The 19320-nt window shown below is 59.4% G+C and carries 18 protein-coding genes; 6 read left to right on the top strand and 12 right to left on the bottom strand.

Features of this window, described 5'->3' with window-relative positions; genetic code table 11:
- Complete coding sequence (locus FGA82_RS22295) at positions 1-1119, bottom strand: TIGR00730 family Rossman fold protein (protein WP_141128782.1); 1119 nt, start codon at positions 1117-1119, stop codon at positions 1-3.
- 338 nt (positions 1120-1457) lie between these two features.
- Here FGA82_RS22295 and FGA82_RS22290 point away from each other — a divergent pair, with 338 nt between their 5' ends.
- A complete protein-coding gene (locus FGA82_RS22290; RefSeq protein WP_034154934.1) occupies positions 1458-1652 on the top strand; it encodes a hypothetical protein in 195 nt (64 codons plus the stop codon).
- On the opposite strand, the gene FGA82_RS22285 is transcribed toward FGA82_RS22290, so the two are convergent.
- Positions 1653-2078, bottom strand: a complete 426-nt coding sequence (locus FGA82_RS22285) for a PA3611 family quorum-sensing-regulated virulence factor (protein ID WP_034154935.1) — start codon at positions 2076-2078, stop codon at positions 1653-1655.
- Positions 2079-2267: 189 nt separating this feature from the next.
- Between FGA82_RS22285 and FGA82_RS22280 the strand changes: the two genes are divergently transcribed.
- From FGA82_RS22280 to FGA82_RS22270, 3 genes are all read left to right on the top strand, one after another.
- The gene (locus FGA82_RS22280; protein ID WP_141128781.1) at positions 2268-3014 is read left to right on the top strand and encodes a tRNA-uridine aminocarboxypropyltransferase; all 747 of its coding nucleotides are present in this window, start codon (positions 2268-2270) and stop codon (positions 3012-3014) included.
- A gap of 223 nt (positions 3015-3237) precedes the next feature.
- Positions 3238-3888, top strand: coding sequence for a response regulator transcription factor ErdR (gene erdR, locus FGA82_RS22275; protein WP_007908734.1), 651 nt, complete (start codon positions 3238-3240; stop codon positions 3886-3888).
- A gap of 74 nt (positions 3889-3962) precedes the next feature.
- On the top strand, positions 3963-4325 hold the full coding sequence (locus tag FGA82_RS22270; RefSeq protein WP_141128780.1) for a diacylglycerol kinase: 363 nt from the start codon (positions 3963-3965) through the stop codon (positions 4323-4325).
- Here FGA82_RS22270 and FGA82_RS22265 read toward each other — a convergent pair.
- Entirely contained in the window at positions 4322-5248 is a 927-nt protein-coding gene (locus tag FGA82_RS22265; RefSeq protein WP_141128779.1) for a LysR family transcriptional regulator, read from the bottom strand. The two genes, FGA82_RS22270 and FGA82_RS22265, sit on opposite strands and share 4 nt — an antisense overlap.
- 133 nt (positions 5249-5381) lie before the next feature.
- On the opposite strand from FGA82_RS22265, the gene fpr reads away from it, so the two are divergent.
- Positions 5382-6161, top strand: coding sequence for a ferredoxin-NADP reductase (gene fpr / locus FGA82_RS22260; RefSeq protein WP_007908723.1), 780 nt, complete (start codon positions 5382-5384; stop codon positions 6159-6161).
- Between the two features lie 165 nt (positions 6162-6326).
- Here the strand turns inward: fpr and tsaA are convergent, their stop codons facing one another.
- The 6 genes from tsaA to rimO form a co-directional block, all read right to left on the bottom strand.
- Positions 6327-7025, bottom strand: a complete 699-nt coding sequence (gene tsaA, locus FGA82_RS22250; protein WP_141128778.1) for a tRNA (N6-threonylcarbamoyladenosine(37)-N6)-methyltransferase TrmO — start codon at positions 7023-7025, stop codon at positions 6327-6329.
- Between the two features lie 168 nt (positions 7026-7193).
- Positions 7194-7964 carry an SDR family oxidoreductase gene (locus tag FGA82_RS22245; RefSeq protein WP_141128777.1) on the bottom strand — a complete coding sequence of 257 codons (771 nt, stop codon included), beginning with the start codon at positions 7962-7964 and terminating at the stop codon, positions 7194-7196.
- Positions 7965-8132: 168 nt separating this feature from the next.
- Positions 8133-8600 (bottom strand): DUF1456 family protein, encoded by a 468-nt coding sequence (locus FGA82_RS22240; protein ID WP_034154940.1) that lies wholly within the window; start codon positions 8598-8600, stop codon positions 8133-8135.
- Between the two features lie 72 nt (positions 8601-8672).
- Entirely contained in the window at positions 8673-9383 is a 711-nt protein-coding gene (locus FGA82_RS22235; protein WP_141128776.1) for an rRNA pseudouridine synthase, read from the bottom strand.
- Between the two features lie 191 nt (positions 9384-9574).
- Positions 9575-10048 carry a GNAT family N-acetyltransferase gene (locus FGA82_RS22225; RefSeq protein ID WP_141128775.1) on the bottom strand — a complete coding sequence of 158 codons (474 nt, stop codon included), beginning with the start codon at positions 10046-10048 and terminating at the stop codon, positions 9575-9577.
- A gap of 321 nt (positions 10049-10369) precedes the next feature.
- The gene (gene rimO / locus FGA82_RS22220; RefSeq protein ID WP_141128774.1) at positions 10370-11707 is read right to left on the bottom strand and encodes a 30S ribosomal protein S12 methylthiotransferase RimO; all 1338 of its coding nucleotides are present in this window, start codon (positions 11705-11707) and stop codon (positions 10370-10372) included.
- A gap of 350 nt (positions 11708-12057) precedes the next feature.
- Between rimO and FGA82_RS22215 the strand changes: the two genes are divergently transcribed.
- On the top strand, positions 12058-13899 hold the full coding sequence (locus FGA82_RS22215) for a potassium transporter Kup (RefSeq protein ID WP_432767188.1): 1842 nt from the start codon (positions 12058-12060) through the stop codon (positions 13897-13899).
- Between the two features lie 198 nt (positions 13900-14097).
- Here the strand turns inward: FGA82_RS22215 and FGA82_RS22205 are convergent, their stop codons facing one another.
- The 3 genes from FGA82_RS22205 to mprF form a co-directional block, all read right to left on the bottom strand.
- Positions 14098-14412, bottom strand: coding sequence for a DUF3077 domain-containing protein (locus FGA82_RS22205; RefSeq protein WP_141128772.1), 315 nt, complete (start codon positions 14410-14412; stop codon positions 14098-14100).
- 713 nt (positions 14413-15125) lie between these two features.
- Positions 15126-16421 (bottom strand): virulence factor family protein, encoded by a 1296-nt coding sequence (locus FGA82_RS22195; RefSeq protein ID WP_141128771.1) that lies wholly within the window; start codon positions 16419-16421, stop codon positions 15126-15128.
- Positions 16421-19060 (bottom strand): bifunctional lysylphosphatidylglycerol flippase/synthetase MprF, encoded by a 2640-nt coding sequence (mprF, locus tag FGA82_RS22190; RefSeq protein ID WP_141128770.1) that lies wholly within the window; start codon positions 19058-19060, stop codon positions 16421-16423. The genes FGA82_RS22195 and mprF overlap by 1 nt, the downstream gene beginning before the upstream one ends.
- Positions 19061-19320: the final 260 nt, after the last annotated feature.

Below are 19320 nucleotides of genomic sequence, written 5' to 3'. Positions count from 1 at the left end.
TCAAATTACCTTGGAGGGTTCGCGCGAACGTTGCGCTGTTTGCGGTTTTGAATGAGCCCAGTTTTCCGGCAGGTTGATGTAGTCGATCAACTCCCTCAGGCGCCCGTGAGTGCGGGCATTGAAGGCGAAGGCCAGCCGGGCCAGATGGCTGAACTGTGCTTCATCGTGTTCCTCACCGCTGTAGTCGTGTTGATGAAACTGGTCGCTCAGGCACAGATCGGCGAATGCTTCCTGCATGTGCCCTAGGGCCTGATCGCTGAGCTTGTGATGCATGCGAATCACGAACTGACGTTTGAGCCAACGGCTGGAGTGGAAGTTGCTGTAGAACTGATTGATCTGTTCCACCGCTTCCTCAACGGTGTAAACCAGACGCATCAGTTTCATGTCAGTCGGCAGGATGTAGCGGTTGTCCTCCAGTTGCTGGCGAATGAAGTCCATCGCGCCTTGCCAGAATGTGCCGCCCGGCGCATCCAGCAGCACCACCGGCACCAATGGACTTTTGCCGGTCTGGATCAAAGTCAGCACTTCCAATGCTTCATCCAGTGTGCCGAACCCGCCCGGGCATAACACCAGTGCGTCAGCCTCTTTGACAAAGAACAGCTTTCGCGTGAAGAAGAAGTGGAACGGCAATAGATTGCCGGTACCGTCGACGGTCGGGTTGGCATGCTGTTCGAAGGGCAGGGTGATGTTGAAACCGAGGCTATGATCGCGGCCGGCACCTTCATGGGCGGCGGCCATGATGCCGCCCCCGGCACCGGTGATGACCATCATGTCCGAGCGCGTCAACGCCGCGCCGAGCTCTCGGGCCATGGCATACAAAGGATGTTCAACCGGCGTGCGCGCCGAGCCGAACACCGTGACTTTGCGCCGCCCCTTGAATTGTTCCAGTACCCTGAACGCCTGCTCCAGTTCGCGCAGGGCCTGCAGGGTGATCTTGGCGTTCCAGCGGTTGTGGTCTTCCTGGGCCATGCGCAGCACGGTCAGGATCATGTCGCGGTAGATGGGAATGTTCGGGCTGTTGGGGGAAACACGGTTGAGTTGTGCTTCGACCTGGCTGATGAGGTCGGGACCGCTTTCCTGAAAATGACGGCTCAAGAGGTCATTCGGTTGGTAAGGCATTCAACGTCTCCTTCTGCACAGAGCGGATGGCCCTGACGAGCAGCGTCAGTGCCGCGCTGCAAAAAACACACGATCGGCAGTTCCTTTCCTGCCGTTGAAAAAGTGATCGGGAATACTGTGAATCTAGACCCTTGCGCGCAATCGCGCTGACTTGATCATTGCGCTGCAAGGTTTTGGCTGGCAACCGTTTATTGATTTTCCGCCCGTCCCGTCACCGCTCGTCCGAACGTGCGCCGAGCGGCAATCCCTCTGATTAACTAACTTACAGGCGCCGTACGACAGCTTTGCGTCAAGGTGCACGCTATTAAGGATTTGCGGGTGGCAAGGAGGCGGGACACATGGCCAGAGTGATTCTGGAGATCGATACGCAGCTGTATCGAATGTTGAAGGCATCAGCCGAGACCAATCATCTCAGTCTCGAAGAGGAGTGCTGCCGGCGGTTGGCGGGCGGTGAACGCCGTTCGCACTATCTACAGGCCTTGCTGGCCGAACTGCGCGCCGAGGATGAACAGCGGCGCGCCAATTCGCGATGATTACTTCTTCTTCGCCGGGCCGGCTTTCGGGCAATCCGATTCCTGGTAGCTGGCGGAGCCGATGGCCTTGTTGGTTTTCACTTCGGTGAAGTCGTAACGCATGATCGCGCCTTTGGCCATCAGCTTGCGGAACGACGGGTTGTTGCACACCGAGGCGCCCAACTGGAAATACACGGCTTTAGGGTCAGCGCGCATCTTGTCGGCGTGGCTCTTTTGCACGCTCAGGTGGTTGATCAACTGCGTGCCTTCAACGGTGTAGCCCTGATCAAGAATGTCTTCATTGATTGCCCGAGGCGTGCCGACGCTGCTCTGGGCGGCGACGTTGCGCAGCTCGCGGTTCAGATTCTGCTCACTCAGGGATGCAGCCTGAGCGGTGAAGGACGACGCCAGCAGAATGGCAGCGGTGGGAACGATAAGGCGCAGCATGAAACTCTCCTGGTTCAGTGACTGGTGCTTCGACCAGCCACGTGACTGTGCGTTCAGTGGCGGCGAATTATAGGGGAGCCGGTCGGGAGGGTACAGGCTTGTGCCCGTCGCTCTGGTAAACTGCCGGCCTTTATTGCCCTGCCGAGTGTTGTTTGTGTCGAGTTTTCCTGCTTTTCGGCGTTATCCGCGATGAATCATGCCCCTAACGCCGTCGCCCGTCTGCGCGATCAGCGCGAAGATGAAGGCATCAAGCCGATTCAGGCTCGTGGCTTTCGCTCCGAGCGTTGCCGCGACTGTCGGGTGATCATCAGCCATTGTTTGTGCGCCTGGCGTCCGAGTGTCGAAACCCGATCGGGCGTGTGCCTGATCATGACCGGCAAGGAAGTGTTCAAACCGAGCAACACCGGTTGGCTGATTGCCGACGTGGTGCGCGATAACCACGCATTTATCTGGTCGCGTACCGAGCCTGATCCGCAGATGCTGGCGCTGCTCAATGATCCGCAATGGCAACCGTATCTGGTGTTTCCCGGCGAATACGTTGAACCGGCGCGAGTGACCAACACCGTCGCGATCGATAACAGCAAGCGGCCGCTGTTCATTCTGCTCGACGCCACTTGGACTGAAGCGCGGAAAATTTTCCGCAAGAGTCCGTATTTCGACCGTTTGCCGATTCTCAGCCTGCTGCCCGACAAGCTTTCGCGCTACCGCTTGCGCCGTTCGACCCGCAGCGAGCACCTGTGCACCGCCGAAGTCGCAGCATTGTGCCTGGAACTGGCCGGTGACAGCGACGCAGCCTCGGCGCTGGACGCCTATTTCGACGTGTTCAGCCAGCATTATCTGGGCGCCAAGCAGCAACTGGACATGAACGAGTCAACGCCGGCCCACGCCGAGTTGTTGCCCTATATACGAAAGCCGCAGCCGGAGTTGGCGCAATAGTGGCCCATACTGTACAAGCCAGCGGCCGTGCTGCTTGACCACCCCGTCTTCGCTGGGCATGCTTGGCGCCGATTAGGGTGCGGCCAAGGTTTGAAACGCCGTGTTTGCTGTTGATTGGCGTTGAACGTGCCCCTGTGGATACCGCTTTCAAGCGGCATCTTGAGTTGCTTTGGCCAGACCGGAATGCACCGGGGCTGCCATCAAAAACAGGATCATTTGAAAAATGGCCACATACGACATCCTGATTGCCGATGATCACCCATTGTTTCGTAGCGCCCTGCATCAAGCGGTGACGCTGGGCCTTGGCCCGGATGTCCGCCTGGTAGAAGTGGCGAGCATCGCCGAGCTGGAATCTCGCCTGACCGAAAAAGCTGACTGGGATCTGGTCCTGCTGGACCTGAACATGCCCGGCGCTTTCGGGTTTTCCGGGCTGGTCATGCTACGCGGACAGTACCCGCAGATTCCGGTGGTGATGGTTTCGGCGCAGGAAGAAGCGTCGGTGATGGTCAAATCCCGTGAGTTTGGCGCCAGTGGCTTTATTCCCAAATCCAGCGACCTCAGCGTGATTCAGGAAGCGGTGCGCAAAGTGCTCGATGGCGATGTCTTCTGGCCGCCGCAAGCGTTTGAAGCGGTCGCCGTTTCCGACGAAGCCAAAGCCGCCAGCGATGGTCTCGCCAGCCTGACCCCGCAGCAGTTCCGTGTGTTGACCATGGTCTGCGAAGGCCTGCTGAACAAGCAGATTGCCTATGAGCTGAGTGTGTCGGAAGCGACCATCAAGGCCCACGTCACGGCGATCTTTCGCAAGCTGAATGTGCGCACTCGCACGCAAGCGGCTTTACTGCTGCAACAACTTGAGTCAATTCCGAGCCAATAATGGCTGGCGTCTTCACGCTTTTTTGACTTTTGTTGATCTAGCTTTCCCACTCCTTTTTGGTTGGTTTCTACTTTATGTCACCTTTCAAGGGCCAGACCGGCCTGAAACGCATCCTCAACGCTTCCGGTTACTCGCTGGACGGTCTGCGCGCAGCCTTCACCGGTGAGGCGGCATTCCGTCAACTGGTGCTGCTTAATGTCGTGCTGGTTCCGCTGACGTTCTTCCTTAATGTCAGCCGTGTCGAGCAGGCCTTGCTGATTGCCGTGTGCCTGCTGGCGCTGATCGTCGAGTTGTTGAATTCGGCGGTGGAAGCGGCCATCGACCGCATTTCGCTGGAGCTGCACCCGCTGTCGAAAAACGCCAAGGACATGGGCAGCGCCGCGCAGTTTGTCGCGCTGAGCATGATCGCGCTGGTGTGGGCAGTGATTCTGTTTTAAGCGATGGTCGGCAAGACGATCTCGTCGCTGCGCTGCACCCCGGCGGTGAAAGCGCGGCACAGATCGAGAAATTCGCGCATGGCCGAAGTCTGATACTTCTGTTTGTGCCAGATGAAGTAAAACTGTCGCGCCAGATCCAGATCCGGCGTTTCCACCGGTATCAGACTGCCGCGTCGGAACGCATCGCGCAGCGCCAGCCGCGAGATGCAGCCAATTCCCAGCCCCGACTCCACCGCGCGTTTGATCGCTTCGGTGTGTTCCAGCTCCAGACGGATATTCAGCGCGCTGCGATGGTGACGCATGGCCTGATCGAAGGTCAGTCGCGTGCCGGAACCCTGCTCGCGCAGAATCCACGCCTCATGGGTCAACTCTTCCATGGTCGCGCTGCCGCGTTGCGCCAGCGGATGTTGCGGCGCGCAGAACACCACCAGCTCATCTTCGACCCAACTCTGCACTTCAATGTCCGGGTGACTGCAATCGCCTTCGATTAGACCCAGATCAATTTCGTAGTGGGCGACTTGTTGCACGATATTGGCCGTGTTCTGCACGTGCAGCTTCACCTGACTCTCCGGGTGGCGCTGCATGAAGCTGCCGATCAGCAGGGTCGCCAGGTAGTTGCCGATGGTCAGCGTCGCACCCACCGACAGCGAGCCAAAACCGGATTTTCCGTTGAGCAGATCTTCGATTTCCTTGGCCTGATCGAGCAGCGCCACCGCTTGCGGCAACAACTGTTTGCCGAGGGCGTTGAGGCTCAGCCGTTTGCCGGCGCGGTCGAACAGCTGGCAGCTGGATTGGCGCTCGAGTTCGGTGATCGAGGTGCTGGCAGCCGACTGCGAGAGGTTGAGCAGACCCGCAGCACGGGATACGCTTTCCTGCTGGGCGACGGCGACGAAGACTTGCAGTTGACGGAGAGTAAATCGCATATCGATATAACCGATAACCCTTATCTTAATAATCCAGTTAACAGATATTGTCGTCGCTATTAGAATGCGATGCAATTGCGCACCGTCGCCTTCAAAAGCCAGCGCAGACCCAATATCCAGGAGTCAAACGTACATGAGCAACATGAACCACGAGCGTGTCCTCAGTGTTCATCACTGGAACGACACTCTGTTCAGCTTCAAGTGCACCCGCGATCCGGGCCTGCGCTTCGAGAACGGTCAGTTCGTGATGATCGGCCTGCAACAGCCCAACGGCCGCCCGCTTATGCGCGCTTACTCGATCGCCAGCCCGAACTGGGAAGAGCATCTGGAGTTCTTCAGCATCAAGGTGCAGGACGGCCCGCTGACCTCGCAGCTGCAGCATTTGAAGGAAGGCGACGAGATCATCATCTCGAAGAAGCCTACCGGTACTCTGGTTCTCGATGACCTGAACCCGGGCAAGCATTTGTACCTGCTGAGCACCGGCACTGGTCTGGCGCCGTTCATGAGCGTGATTCAGGATCCGGAAACCTACGAGCGCTTTGAAAAAGTAATCCTGGTTCACGGCGTACGCTACGTCAACGAAGTCGCCTACCGCGAATTCATCACCGAGCACCTGCCGCAGAACGAGTTCTTCGGCGAAGCGCTGCGTGACAAGCTGATCTACTACCCGACCGTGACCCGCGAGCCATTCGAGAATCAGGGCCGTCTGACTGACCTGATGCGCAGCGGCAAGCTGTTCAGCGACATCGGCCTGCCACCGATCAACCCGCAGGACGACCGCGCGATGATCTGCGGCAGCCCGAGCATGCTCGACGAGACCAGCGAAGTGCTCGACAGCTTCGGCCTGAAGATCTCGGCGCGGATGCGCGAGCCGGGTGACTACCTGATCGAACGTGCGTTCGTCGAGAAGTAAGCCCCACTGAAAAAGCCCCCATTGCCTGAATTGGCAATGGGGGCTTTTTTATGCCCGCGACATTCACCTGTAGGAGCTGCCGAAGGCTGCGATCTTTTGATCTTGCTTTTGAAGAGCAAAATCAAAAGATCGCAGCCTTCGGCAGCTCCTACATTGGGCGCGGTTTCAGACCATGGCGGGAATGACTTCGAGCACGCGAATCTGCTCAGGCGTCGGGTAATGCCAGCGCACGTCCAGATCCCAGAATTGCGCGCCGTATTCGCGCTCGGGCGCCGGGTTTTGATAGGCCGGGCGCGGATCCTGCGCCAGACACTGCTCAATCAGCTCAACCAACGGCTCGTCGAGGCGCTGAGCGTGTGTGTGCGCCTGTTGCAGCGCCGAGTCCGTCCACTGCACGTCAATCAGCTGTGGCGCAGCACTGGCGATGCTGTTGGCGGCGTCGGGGATGATGTCGGCGTATGGCACGTAGGGCTTGATGTCGAGGATCGGCGTGCCGTCCAGCAGATCAATGCCGGAGATGAACAGACGATTGGCCTCGACCTTGTCCAGTTTCACCACCGATTGGCCGATGCCGTTGGGACGGTGAGTCGCGCGGGTGGCGAACACGCCCATGGATTTGTTGCCGCCCAGGCGTGGTGGGCGGACTTTCAGGCGCGGTTTGTCTTCCAGTGCCTGATGAAACAGGAACAGCAGCCAGACATGACTGACCTGTTCCAGACCCTGCACCGCGTCACCCTGATCGAACGGCGCCACCAGTTCCAGCACGCCACGGGCGGCGGGGGCCAATTGTGGTTGGCGGGGGATGGCGAATTTCTCCTTGAAGCAGGAGCGCACGAAGCCGATGGGGGAAACGCTGTAAGTCATGGTTTGCATTCGAAGCGGGGGCGGGGTGGGCATGATAACCCGTCCAACCTCAAGTCTGGTGGTGGCAGGGCTGGCCTATTCGCGAGCAAGCTCGCTCCCACAGGGATCTTGTACACGCCATAGATCCAATGTGGGAGCGAGCTTGCTCGCGAAGGCCGCGCCGCCGATCTACAGACTGAAACCACCATCCAGCGGAATAATATTCCCGGTCATATACGCCCCAGCCGTACTCGCCAGACTGATCGCCAACGCCGCCATCTCTTCCTCACGCCCCCAGCGCTTCATCGGGATCAGCGCCGTATCCTCAGCCAGCGCCTTCTCATCATTACCAATATGCTGCGTCATCTTGCTCGGAAACCTTCCAGGCGCGATCACGTTGACGTTGATGTGCTGGCTCACCAGCTCCCGCGCAAGAATCCGCGACAATTGATGCAGGGCGGCCTTACTCGGCCCGTAGGCATAGGCCTGCTCGCCGAAGGAAGAAATCCCCGCCACCGAACCGATATTGATAATCCGCGCCGGATTCGCCGCAGAACCACCCTTGCGCAACAACGGCAGAAACTGCTGGATGCAGCTGAACACCGACGTTACGTTGAGCTGCATGACCTTCTCCCAGCCCTTGACCGGATAGCTCTCCAGCGGCGCACCCCAAGTGGTGCCGGCGTTGTTCACCAGAATATCCAGATGCGTGATCTGCTCGCCCAGGCGAGCGGCCAGTTCCTGCACGCCTTCTTCCGTCGCCAGATTCGCCGCCACGCCGTGACACTTGCCCAAGGCGCTGAGTTCTTCAGCCGTTTGATGGCACGCCTCGGCATCGCGCGAGCAGACATAGACGCGGGCGCCGGCCTCGACAAAGGCTTTGGCGATCATTTTGCCGATACCACGGGTGCCGCCGGTCACCAGAGCGGTGCGGCCTTGCAGGGAGAAATACGGGTGCATGGCGAGTCCTGAGGATTAGGGATCAATACACCCTAGTCGTCAGCCGCGAAAAGCGGAGCCACTATTTTCGAAAGGAATGGGGGGCCATGCGGCCAGCTTCGAGTGGCAAGCTGCAAGCTACAAGTTCACGCGGTGTGGCAACTTGCAGCTTGTAGCTTGTAGCTGCTTTTAAGCTCTCACGCGCAGCGTGAGCCCTTTGAGGAAGTTGCGCAGCAACTGGTCGCCGCACGGGCGGTAGTTGGTGTGGCCGACCTTACGGAACAGCGCGCTAAGCTCAGGCTTGGACACCGGGAACTCGGCGGCCTTGAGGATTGCGTGCATGTCGTCTTCTTTCAGTTCGAAGGCCACGCGCAGCTTTTTCAGGATGATGTTGTTGGTCACCGGCACTTCGATCGGCTGCGGCGGACGGCTTTCGTCCTTGCCGCGCTTGAAGATCACCAGACCGTCGAGGAAATGCGCGATGACTTCGTCCGGGCAGCGTACGAAACCTTCTTCGTCTTCTTCTTTCTTGTCGAGCCAGGTCACTACGTCGGCGAGGGCTACTTCCATGCCGCCGAGCTTGATGATCTCGACAACCTTCTTGTCGCTGATGTCGAGCATGTAGCGCACGCTGCGCAATACGTCGTTATGAATCATGTGAGTAATCCTGATAAGCGTTGTGGGCAGCGCGCAGGCGCGCTGCCGGAATGTGTGGCGGCAGTGGAAGTCTTAGAACTTCTCTTTGCCGGACAGGTAGCGCCATTGGCCGACCGGGACTTTGCCGATCGAGACGCCGCCGATGCGGATGCGGCGGATGCCGATGACTTTCAGGCCGACCGCTTCGCAGAACTGGGCGATGATTCCCGGCTGCGGGTTTTTCATGGCGAAGCGCAGACGGTTTTCGTTCTGCCAGCTGGCCTTGACTGGCGGCAGCTCCTTGCCCTTGTGTGTCAGGCCGTGCTGCAAACGGTTGAGGCCGTGGGCGACCATGTCACCTTCGACTTCTACGATGTATTCCTGCTCGATCTTCGCGGCGTCGGCGGTGAGCTTGCGCAGGATTTTCCAGTCTTGAGTGAACACCAGCAGCCCGCTGGCCTTGGCTTGCAGATCGGCGCTGGCGGTCAGGCGCAGGAAGTGCCCGCGCAACGGGCGCTTGCTGAAGCGGTGCTCTTCGCTGAGGGTTTCGGCGCTGAGCGATTGCATGGCGCTCTCGACGTCCATGCCGGCAGGGGCGTTGAGCAAGATGGTCACCGGTTCCGGCGCGGTGGCCTTGGCGTCCTTGTCCAGCTCGACCTTCTGCTCGCCGACCTTGAATTGCGGCTCGTCAATCACTTCGCCATCCACGGTGACCCAGCCGCCCTCGATGAACAGTTCGGCCTCCCGGCGGGAGCAACCGACCAGTTCGATGAGGCGTTTGGAGAGGCGAATCGGGTCAGTCATGACAGGGCCGTAACAAAAAAGGGGTGGGCATTGTACCTGTGTGGCGCCGGTTAAGCCCGGTTCCATTTACAGGCGCTGAATTCAATGTGGGAGCGAGCTTGCTCGCGAAGGCGTCCTGTCAGTCTATATGTGCAGTGACTGGTACACCGCATTCGCGAGCAAGCTCGCTCCCACAGGAGTTCCATGGTGTGTCAGCCGTTGCCTGAGCGTTGCTGATTTTGTCGCAGGCGCATGTGCAACAACGGATACGGTTGGCCCATGCCATCGACTTCCGAACGGCCGATTACTTCAAAACCTTGTTTGAAGTAAAAACCCAAGGCCTGCGGGTTCTGTTCGTTGACGTCGAGTTCATCAGCATTCAGATGCTGCATCGCGTAGTTCAGCAGCTTCTTGCCCAACCCTTGGCCGCGATGGTCGGGATCGATGAACAACATTTCAATCTTGCCCGCTGCTACCCCGGCGAACCCGGTGATGCGCTGGTCGGCGTCCTTGGTGCAGATCAACATCACCGCATCCAGATAACGCGTGAGCACCAGATTACGCAGCAGCTCGATGTAACTGTCCGGCAGAAAATCATGGGTGGCGCGGACCGAGGCCTCCCAGACCCGGGTCAGTTCCTGATAATCGCTGAGTTTCGGCGTATGGATGACCGAATGGTGGCGCATGCCCGTCTGCCTCTTGTCCGTTTCAAGGGAGTCCGTCCCCCGCTAAACGATAGCCGTAAAAAAGCCCCGCATCTTGTAAAAAGAGTGGGGCTTTTTGTATTTGTTGCGGTGTCTGGCTGGATACTTCTGTCGCCAGCAAGATCTCTCCCCCTCACCCCAACCCTCTCCCCACAGGGGGCGAGGGGGAAGGGAGCTGATCTTTGTGCTTTTCAAAACCTGAGTTCGACTGGATATTTCTAGTCGCCGCAATTCGAAAGACACCTCGATCAGTCCCCTCTCCCTCTGGGAGAGGGCTAGGGTGAGGGGCTTTTGACCTTCAGATCAGATCTGCTCAGCCCACAGGTCATATTCGTCGGCGTCAGTAACCTTGCACCAGACCTTGTCACCCGGCTTCAAATTGCTGCCGTTATCAATAAACACGTTGCCATCGATTTCCGGGGCATCGAAGAAGCAGCGGCCAACCGCGCCTTGCTCGTCGACTTCGTCCACCAGCACTTCGATTTCACGGCCGATGCGCATTTGCAGGCGGGCCGAGCTGATCGCCTGCTGGTGCGCCATGAAGCGATCCCAACGATCCTGCTTGACGTCGTCCGGTACGATCTCCAGATCCAGATCATTGGCCGGAGCGCCTTCAACCGGCGAGTACTGGAAGCAGCCGACGCGGTCGAGCTGGGCTTCGGTCAGCCAGTTCAGCAGGTACTGGAAGTCTTCTTCGGTTTCGCCCGGGAAGCCGACGATGAAAGTCGAACGGATGATCAGGTCCGGGCAGATTTCGCGCCAGTTCTTGATCCGCGCCAGGGTCTTGTCTTCGAACGCCGGGCGTTTCATCGACTTCAACACTTTCGGGCTGGCGTGCTGGAACGGGATGTCCAGGTACGGCAGGATCTTGCCGGCGGCCATCAGCGGGATCAGCTCGTCAACGTGCGGGTACGGGTAAACGTAGTGCAGACGGACCCAGACGCCGAGGGTGCTCAGGGCTTCGCAGAGTTCGGTCATGCGGGTTTTCACCGGCGCGCCGTTCCAGAAACCGGTGCGGTATTTCACATCGACGCCGTAAGCGCTGGTGTCCTGCGAAATGACCAGCAACTCTTTAACGCCGGATTTGACCAGACGCTGAGCTTCGTCGAGCACATCGCCCACTGGGCGGCTGACCAGTTTGCCGCGCATCGACGGGATGATGCAGAACGAGCAGCTGTGGTTGCAGCCTTCGGAAATCTTCAGATACGCGTAGTGACGCGGGGTCAGCTTGATGCCTTGCGGCGGCACCAGGTCGATCAGCGGGTTGTGATCCTTACGCGGTGGCACCACTTCGTGCACGGCGTTGACCACTTGCTCGTACTGCTGCGGACCGGTCACGGCCAGCACGCTCGGGTGTACGTCGCGGATGTTGCCTTCTTCCACGCCCATGCAACCGGTGACGATGACCTTGCCGTTTTCCTTGATTGCTTCGCCGATCACTTCAAGCGACTCAGCCTTGGCCGAATCGATGAAACCGCAGGTGTTGACGACTACAACGTCGGCGTCCTGATAGGTGGACACCACGTCATAGCCTTCCATGCGCAGCTGGGTCAGGATGCGCTCGGAGTCGACCAGTGCTTTCGGGCAACCCAGAGATACAAAGCCAACCTTTGGATTGGCCGGCGCAGGAGTGGTGGACATGTCTAACCTCGGTATTTTGTGACATCGCTTTCTTGGTGCGAAAGCCGACGGACGGGCGCTTAGGGCGCGCCTCTGATCAAAAAGTGCGCAATTCTAGCGGCGGGCAACGCACTTGACCAGCTTTATGCAGGGAAATACGACGAGTGCTGCGCTATGCTTCGCGCCGTTGAGCTTTACCAATTTTTTACAGTCAACAAAACGTCTGTAACAACAGGTAAAACAGCGCATGCTGCACCACAAAGCATAGTGCTTCATTCAAAGAAGCCGGTTCTGAGAAGTAGGAGTGTTGGATGGGTCAGGCAAGTAGTCATGCGGCAGGCGCCGAGGGTTCGGCCACCAAGCCGCTGAGCATGCTGGTCGCGGCGGTCGGGGTAGTTTACGGCGACATCGGCACGAGCCCGTTGTACACCCTCAAAGAAGTGTTTTCCGGCGGTTACGGCGTACCGGTCAACCACGACGGCGTGCTGGGCATTCTGTCGTTGATTTTCTGGTCGCTGATCTGGGTCGTGTCGATCAAATACATGATGTTCGTGCTGCGCGCCGACAACCAGGGCGAGGGCGGCATCATGGCGCTCACCGCACTGGCACGGCGGGCGGCAGGGCATCGCAAGAAGTTGCGCTCGTTGCTGGTGGTTTGCGGACTGATCGGCGCGGCGCTTTTTTATGGCGACAGCATGATCACCCCGGCGATTTCCGTGTTGTCGGCGATTGAAGGTCTGGGGCTGGCGTTTGATGGCATCGACCATTGGGTCGTGCCGCTGTCGCTGGTGGTGCTGGTCGGGTTGTTCCTGATCCAGAGCCATGGCACCGCGCGAATCGGCATCCTGTTCGGGCCGATCATGGTCACCTGGTTCCTCGTCCTCGGCGCCCTCGGTGTGTATGGCATCAGCCACACCCCCGAAGTGTTGCATGCGATGAACCCACTATGGGCCGTGCGTTTCTTCACGGTGCACCCAGGCATGGGCGTGGCGATCCTCGGCGCTGTGGTGCTGGCGCTGACCGGTGCCGAAGCGCTGTACGCCGACATGGGCCACTTTGGCCGCAAGCCGATTGCCCGCGCCTGGTTCATTCTGGTGTTGCCGGCGCTGGTGCTCAATTACTTCGGTCAGGGCGCTTTGTTGCTGGAAAACCCGGAAGCGGCGCGTAACCCGTTCTATCTGCTCGCACCGAGCTGGGCGCTGATTCCGCTGGTCGGTCTGTCGACGCTGGCCACGGTGATCGCTTCGCAAGCGGTGATTTCCGGTGCGTTCTCCCTGACCCGTCAGGCGATCCAGCTCGGCTACATTCCGCGCATGTACATCCAGCACACCTCTAGCGACGAGCAGGGCCAGATCTATATTGGTGCGGTGAACTGGGCGCTGATGGTCGGCGTGGTGTTGCTGGTGCTCGGCTTCGAATCCTCCGGCGCACTGGCCTCGGCCTATGGCGTGGCGGTGACCGGCACCATGCTGATGACCACCATTCTGGTGTCCGCCGTGATGTTGCTGCTGTGGAAATGGCCACCGATCCTCGCGGTGCCGGTGCTGCTGGGCTTTCTGCTGGTGGACGGTCTGTACTTCGCCGCCAACGTGCCGAAGATCGTTCAGGGCGGCGCCTTCCCGGTGATCGCCGGTATCGCGCTGTTCGTGCTGATGACCACTTGGAAGCGCGGCAAACAACTGCTGGTCGAACGCCTCGATGAAGGCGCATTGCCGCTGCCGATCTTCATCAGCAGCATCCGTGTGCAGCCACCGCATCGGGTGCAGGGCACGGCGGTGTTTCTCACCGCACGCTCCGACGCCGTACCGCATGCGTTGTTGCACAACCTGTTGCATAACCAGGTGCTGCATGAGCAAGTGGTGTTGCTGACGGTGGTCTACGAAGACATCCCGCGCGTACCGCCATCGCGACGTTTCGAAGTTGAAGCGCACGGGGAGGGCTTCTTCCGGGTGATCCTGCACTTCGGTTTCACCGACGAGCCGGACGTGCCGCAGGCGCTGAAGCTGTGCCATCTGGATGATCTGGATTTCAGTCCGATGCGCACGACCTACTTCCTCAGCCGCGAAACAGTGATTGCTTCGAAGCTTGAAGGCATGGCGCGTTGGCGTGAGGCGCTGTTTGCGTTCATGTTGAAGAATGCCAATGGTAATTTGCGGTTCTTTAATTTGCCGCTTAATCGGGTGATTGAGTTGGGGACGCAGGTGGAGATGTAAGCCTGGCCTCAACTGATAAGCCCCCGTTAGCCTTGTGGCTGGCGGGGGCTTTTTTATGCCCGCACATAAACTTCAAACCCACCGCAAATCCCCTGTGGGAGCGAGCTTGCTCGCGAAGGCGTACTGTCAGTCGACGAATCTTTTAACTGACCCACCGCTTTCGCGAGCAAGCTCGCTCCCACAGGGTATTGTATTGAATCAAGAGGTGCGTTCAGGTAGATCAGCTTCAGACTCGTTCTTCGTCCGCGCAGGTCGTGGGATCAGCGCTTGGATCACATCATCAATCAAGGCCTTGCCCATCACCGTCAGGTAATGCGCAGCCCAAGCATGGCGGTCGGTGTCTCTGATGAAAGCAGCATCCTCGGCGAAGGATTTGGCGAGGGACAGCAGGTCGGAGGATTGCGACAAGGCATCGATGATCGGGATGCCGGCGCGGACGTTGAAGAACGCTTGATCCGAGTGGTAGAGGAAGGGGGTGAAGCCGATGGTTTTAAGATCAGATGGATTGTTCATTGTCAGGTCCCTTGATTTCGAGAGCTGCCGCATCCGATACCAAGCGAATGGGTGGCAGCTGTGCGCAGGTTGGTAAACCGGGGAACCAAGGAAACCGGCACGCTCGAAAGCGTCCCACACACAGCTGCCATAACACAGGGGCTCGGACGGGATTTCGCCTGAGTCGTGTCGGGTGCGCTGTTGCGCCTTATTCCACCGGGTTACCAAGCCCGATCGCTGAATGGGTCAGCGACGTCCGGAGAGTATCCCGTCGAAAAACAGCGCAATAGAGCGGCACAGCGCCCCAACAAGAGTTTCGGAGTTTGCCTACAAGGTCTGTGGGCGTCATCTGATATTGCGAGACCAGAAGTAAACGAAACTAAACGTTGCTGGCGGTTTTGCGGGTATTTGTTCAGCAAATGAATGAGTGTGGAGTTGACGATTCGATAATGCCAATCAAGCAGGTGTCCACGTTTTATGGAATGTGGACACTTCGCGTTTTTAGCTTCCTGAAGAGTCAAGAAATTTACGGTCACTGCACAAGATCTCGAATCCAGCGCCATCCCTTGTAGGAGTGAGCCTGCTCGCGATAGCGGTGTGTCAGTTGGCAACTAGGTGGCTGACACTGCGCTATCGCGAGCAGGCTCACTCCTACAGGGGAACGGGTTCATCGTCCGAGATGTAAATAGCCCCCGCAACTGCGAAGTTGCGGGGGCTTTTTGTGGGTGCTCAGATCACTCTTCGGCGACCGAGTCCTTGCTCTGACGCTTCTCGATCAAATCCACCAAACGCTTGGCCAGCGCCGGGTAGTTCTCGTCGAAGTGGTGGCCGCCAGGCAGTTTCACTGCCTCGCCCACTGCAGTCTTGTCCGTGCAACCGCTTTCATCCGTCTCTTCTTCGCCGTAGATGCAAATCACCTTGGCCGGTGGCAGCTTGGCCATTTCCGGGCCGGTGGCGGCTTCTTTGCCGGCGTTACCCAGCCAGCCTTCGACTTCGATTTCGAAGCTGCCGGTGCGGGCGAAGGCCAGCAGAATGATGGCGTCTACGCGTTGCTGCTCGGTGTCCGGCAGACGGTTGTAGATCGCCGGCAGAACGTCGGCGCCGAACGAGTAACCGGTGAGGATGAAGCGCTTGGTGCCCCATTTCTGCCGGTAGTGCTGCATCAGTTCGGTCAGGTCCAGGGCGCTTTGCTCCGGGCTCTTGTGCTGCCAGTAGTAGCGCAGGGTGTCGATGCCGACCACTGGGTAGCCGATCTTGGCCATTTCACCGGCGACGTCGCGGTCGAGGTCGCGCCAGCCGCCGTCACCGGAGAGGAACAGGGTCACGGTGTCTTTGGCTTGGCCGGCCGGCACTTCAACCACCGGGATCGCCAGACCACCGTTGGCCTTGTCGCCACCAACGAGGATTTTGCGCAGTTCGTTGTTCAGCACTTGCGGCAAGTTGATGTCGTAGTCGCTGATGCTGGTTTCGGCGTTCGGTTGATCGCGCACGAAACCTGCGCTGGCGTCGTCCGGGTTGTCGTTCCAGGCTGCCAGCCAGTGGCCGTGGGCGGCGGATTTTGGCAGCAGGTGGGTGCAGCCACCTTTTTCCAGGGCCAGATCCACGGAGATGGCTTGGGCCTTGTCGTCTTTCTGTTCCGCCAACCAGCGCCAGGCCAGTACAGCGCCAGGGCCAATGCCGCTGACCAGAGTGGCCGGGCCGTTCAGTTCACGCAGGCCCGATTGCAGGGCGCGGCTTTGCAGCAGGCAGTCCTTGGGCAGAATCACTTGAACGATCTGCGCCGAGGCACTGCGGCTCAGGGTGGTCAGTTGTTTTTCAGAGAGTTTCTGGTCGTCGTTGACCGCGACCAGCACCTGCGCCTTGGGCTTGGTGCCCGGGATAACGCGGGTCATGGCGGCGCCGTCGGCCGGGGTCAATTGTTCGACGGTCGGTTCCGGTGCCGGACGTTTGAGGTACCAGAAACCGCCGCCGGCAATCACGGCCAGCACGATCAGTGCAGCCAGGATGTACTTCAGGGAGCGTTGAATCATCAGCGTTTCACCAATCCAGTCAAGCCGCCCGCGATCAGGGCAGCAGTGTCGGCCAGCGCCACCAACGGATCGAGTCCGGCGGGCACGGCCATATAACGGGGTTCCCAGTCAGGCTGGAACTTGTCTTTGAAGCGGCGCAAGCCTTGGAAGTTGTACAGCTGCTCACCACGGCGGAAAACCATCGAGCCCAGACGCTGGGTCAGCGGTGCACCACGCCGGGGTTGCAACCCCGACAACGGCACCATGCCCAGGCTGAAGCGCGCGTATCCGTGACTCTTATAGTGTTGAATCAGGCCGACCATCATGAATTCCATGGTCAGCTTGGGGGCGTCCGGGTGTGCGCGCATCAGGTCGAGACTGGCCAGATCGTGGCTATAAGTTTCGAGCAAGTTGGCGAACGCCACCGGGCGGCCTTCGAAGCGAATCACCGCGATGCGGAAATGCTTCAGGTAATCGTCGCTGAAACGGCCGAGGGAGAAGCCTTTCTCACGCACGTTCTTGCCGGTCAGCCATGCATCGGAAATCACTTTCAGCTCATCCATCGGCGCCTGACCCGGCTCATGGATCTCCAGCGACAGACCATCGCGGGTGCCACGGTTCCAGGTGTAGCGCAGGTCCTTCATCTCTTTGCCCTTGGCTTCCAGGTCAAAGCGAAGCAGATCGACCCGGGCTTCCTCGCCAAGTTTGATCGCGGTCAGGCCGATGTCCATGTAGTACGGGAGATTCTCCGCGCGCACCTGGTAGAAGACCGGGCGAGCGTGGTGAATGTCACAGAGGTCGCGGAACTGCCAGATCATCTCGGCGCGTTGCTGGCCAGGGCCGATCGGGTCGTACAGCGCCACCAGACTGCGGCCACGGCGGGCGTACATCAGGAACGCTTCGTCGTTCTGGTGAAACAGCAACGCCTTGTCACCGGTCAGCGCCAGGCCGCCATCGGGTTGCGACGACGCCATCAGAATCTTCGCTGCGCGATCGAGTTCGTCAGGCGTCGGCAGGTGAATGACCGGGCGTGCGGTGCGCAGCAGCCAGGTCAGGGCGATCACCAGCAACAGCACAGCGGCGCCGAGCAGCGAACGCAGACCGCGCGGTGCGTCGGCATCAAGGGTGAACTGCCACCACAGTTGATGGCTGTACGGCACGTCTTGATAGGCGAACAGCAGCAGCCACGTCGAAGCACCCAGCACACAGAGGCTGGCCACCAGATACAGCGGCGAGAACGGCAGTTCGGTCAGGCGACTCGGGCGATAGAACGAACGGCGGAACACTCCCAGCAGCGCAGCCGTCAGGGTCATCAGCGTCGCTTCTTCCCAGTCGAAGCCTTTAAGCAGCGAGAGCAGGGCGCCAACCAGCAGCAGAATGGTGGTGAGCATCCACGCCGCCGACAGACGCCGACGCAGGCCTTGAGCGAGCATCAGGCAGAGGACGCCGATCAGACTGGCGCCAAAGTGCGAAGCGTCGACCAGGCGATGCGGAATCAGAAAGCCGATGTGCTCCAGACGTGTGTCGATCTCGGGAGTGGCGCCGGAAAACAGCAGCACCACGCCGGACAGAAACACCAATACCGCCAGAATCGGCGCGGCCAGACCAGACGCCGCGCGCATGGTCTGGGTCTGAAACAGGCGCTGGCCTTCGTTGATCAGCAGCAATACGCAGGCGACCAGCAGCGGCAACACCACGTAGATCAGGCGATACAGCAGCAGCGCAGCGGCGAGAGGCGCGGCACCGAGCTTGTCGGCGAAAGCGGCCAGCAGAATCGCTTCGAACACACCGACGCCGCCGGGTACGTGGCTGAGTACGCCGGCAGCCAGTGCCAGCAGGTACACCAGCAGGAACGCGCCGAACGGTGGCGCTTCCGGCAGCAATAGATAGAGAACGGTGGCAGCCGCCGCAACGTCGAGGGCGGTAATGATCAGTTGCAGGAACGTCAGGCGTCGACCCGGCAAGCGCAACGTGCGGCGGCCAACCCTGACCAGCAGGTTGTCGCGCAACGGTTGTTCCGGCAGGCGTCGACGGTAGATGCCGATAGCCAGTACTGCGCCAAGCGCCAGCACGACAGCGGCGACTGTGCCGAGCAGGCCTTCGGACAAACCCAGCGCCTGCGAGGCAGCAGGCAGGTCGCTCAGCGTTGCAAGTGCGGCCAGCGGCGGCAAGGCGCAGCCCAGCGACAAACTGGCGAACAAGGTCATGTGCGCGACTTCCGACGCGCCCAGACCCAGTCGTGCATATAAACGGTAGCGCACCGAGCCGCCGGACAGCAGCGACAAGCCGATCGCATTGCCAATCGCAAATGCGGTGAAGCCGCCCAGCGCCAATGCGCGCGGCGGCAAGGTCACGCCGGCATAGCGGCTGGCCGACCATTCGTAGCCGAGCAGAATAATGAAGCCGACCACGGTCGCGCCGAACGCACCGAGCAGGGCGGGTTTCGGCACGTCGAGAATCGAGTCGTGCAGTGCATCGAGATCGAGTTCGGCGAGCAGATGACGACAGGCAATCAGCGCAATCGCGAACAGCAGCAAAGTGACCGCCAGACCAATCGGTTGCCGGTATTTGCTCAACCGATCCAGCAAGCGCAGGCGCTCGGGTTTGATCGGATGTTCCGCTGTGACGGTGTCTTGTGGATCAGACGAGTTGGCGCGCATCAATCACCTCTTGGATTGTGCGCGACAGGATGGAGGTATCCAGCCAAGTTACCAATCCCTGTAGAAAAAAATAATCACAAAATACTACGCCTCTCACCGGGTATCGGCGAGGGCAGTTCCTGGATTGCAGACGTCTTGCCTGCGACTCAAGCATAGTCGCAAGTGAGGACTTCTGAAGATCCCAAGCGGTTCACTGCACAGTGACAGATCATTGTTGCGAAAGGACTTTTTCAACAGATACAAAAAAGGCCACTCTTTCG

It is taken from the genome of Pseudomonas fluorescens, from assembly GCF_005938625.1.
Taxonomy (GTDB): domain Bacteria; phylum Pseudomonadota; class Gammaproteobacteria; order Pseudomonadales; family Pseudomonadaceae; genus Aquipseudomonas; species Aquipseudomonas fluorescens_BD.
Note: the sequence above shows the minus strand (reverse complement) of the source record. Positions and strands in the feature narration are given on the sequence as shown.

Excerpts from the sequence above, each read along its gene's own strand:
- FGA82_RS22195 (WP_141128771.1), bottom strand. The coding sequence starts at position 16,421 with ATGATTCAACGCTCCCTGAAGTACATCCTGGCTGCACTGATCGTGCTG.
- FGA82_RS22245 (WP_141128777.1), bottom strand. The coding sequence starts at position 7,964 with ATGCACCCGTATTTCTCCCTGCAAGGCCGCACCGCTCTGGTGACCGGC.
- FGA82_RS22240 (WP_034154940.1), bottom strand. The coding sequence starts at position 8,600 with ATGATTCATAACGACGTATTGCGCAGCGTGCGCTACATGCTCGACATC.
- FGA82_RS22295 (WP_141128782.1), bottom strand. The coding sequence starts at position 1,119 with ATGCCTTACCAACCGAATGACCTCTTGAGCCGTCATTTTCAGGAAAGC.
- FGA82_RS22235 (WP_141128776.1), bottom strand. The coding sequence starts at position 9,383 with ATGACTGACCCGATTCGCCTCTCCAAACGCCTCATCGAACTGGTCGGT.
- FGA82_RS22215 (WP_432767188.1), top strand. The coding sequence starts at position 12,058 with ATGCTGGTCGCGGCGGTCGGGGTAGTTTACGGCGACATCGGCACGAGC.
- FGA82_RS22205 (WP_141128772.1), bottom strand. The coding sequence starts at position 14,412 with ATGAACAATCCATCTGATCTTAAAACCATCGGCTTCACCCCCTTCCTC.
- erdR (WP_007908734.1), top strand. The coding sequence starts at position 3,238 with ATGGCCACATACGACATCCTGATTGCCGATGATCACCCATTGTTTCGT.
- FGA82_RS22280 (WP_141128781.1), top strand. The coding sequence starts at position 2,268 with ATGAATCATGCCCCTAACGCCGTCGCCCGTCTGCGCGATCAGCGCGAA.
- tsaA (WP_141128778.1), bottom strand. The coding sequence starts at position 7,025 with ATGACTTACAGCGTTTCCCCCATCGGCTTCGTGCGCTCCTGCTTCAAG.
- FGA82_RS22225 (WP_141128775.1), bottom strand. The coding sequence starts at position 10,048 with ATGCGCCACCATTCGGTCATCCATACGCCGAAACTCAGCGATTATCAG.
- FGA82_RS22290 (WP_034154934.1), top strand. The coding sequence starts at position 1,458 with ATGGCCAGAGTGATTCTGGAGATCGATACGCAGCTGTATCGAATGTTG.
- FGA82_RS22265 (WP_141128779.1), bottom strand. The coding sequence starts at position 5,248 with ATGCGATTTACTCTCCGTCAACTGCAAGTCTTCGTCGCCGTCGCCCAG.
- FGA82_RS22285 (WP_034154935.1), bottom strand. The coding sequence starts at position 2,078 with ATGCTGCGCCTTATCGTTCCCACCGCTGCCATTCTGCTGGCGTCGTCC.
- fpr (WP_007908723.1), top strand. The coding sequence starts at position 5,382 with ATGAGCAACATGAACCACGAGCGTGTCCTCAGTGTTCATCACTGGAAC.
- mprF (WP_141128770.1), bottom strand. The coding sequence starts at position 19,060 with ATGCGCGCCAACTCGTCTGATCCACAAGACACCGTCACAGCGGAACAT.
- rimO (WP_141128774.1), bottom strand. The coding sequence starts at position 11,707 with ATGTCCACCACTCCTGCGCCGGCCAATCCAAAGGTTGGCTTTGTATCT.
- FGA82_RS22270 (WP_141128780.1), top strand. The coding sequence starts at position 3,963 with ATGTCACCTTTCAAGGGCCAGACCGGCCTGAAACGCATCCTCAACGCT.